The organism is Caballeronia terrestris, from assembly GCF_001544515.1.
In the GTDB taxonomy this organism is placed as follows: domain Bacteria; phylum Pseudomonadota; class Gammaproteobacteria; order Burkholderiales; family Burkholderiaceae; genus Caballeronia; species Caballeronia terrestris.
Genome location: NZ_FCOL02000603.1, coordinates 1 through 604 on the forward strand (window position 1 = coordinate 1; position 604 = coordinate 604).

A 604-nucleotide genomic window follows, 5' to 3' on the forward strand; every position below is an offset into this window, starting at 1 on the left:
GCCGCGCGAGACTTTGCGTTTCGCCGCCGTGCGGCTCGACGGGAGCGGCGTCGGCAGCAGCCGGAGCGGACGCGGGCACGGACGGCGGCGCATTGGTGATCTTGAGCGGCGTGTCGGCGACCACTCGGATCGCGCCATCGACCACGATCCGCTCGCCCGCCTGCAAGCCCTGATTGATGAACCAGTCGTCGCCGTGCCACTCGCCCACTTCGACCACACGCTGACGCGCCTTCGAGTCCTTGTCGACCACCCACACGAAATGGCTTTTCGACCCCTGCAGCACTGCGCGCTGCGGCACGAGGATCGCATTGAGACGCACCGCGCCGTAGACCTTCGCGCGCACGAACTGGCCGGGGCGCAGCGTACCCTTCGGATTGGGCAGCGAGGCCCGCACGAGGAACGTGCCAGTTTGCGTGTTAAAGGCCGGATTCGTGAAATCGATCTTGCCGCGCGCCGGATACACGGTGCCATCGGCGAGGATCACCGCGACTTCGAAGTCGCGGTTGGCGGGGAACTTGATGAGGCCTTTCGCTTCCTGATCGCGATATGACAGGATCTCGTTCTCCGAGATGCTGAAGTTCACCCACATCGGATCGAGCTGGTA

The 604-nt window shown here is 64.9% G+C and carries 1 protein-coding gene; it reads right to left on the reverse strand.

Going from position 1 to position 604, the window contains the following annotated elements; all coding sequences use genetic code 11:
* Positions 1 to 604: efflux RND transporter periplasmic adaptor subunit (locus tag AWB67_RS39170; protein WP_125477920.1), on the reverse strand; the 604-nt coding region annotated here is incomplete at both ends.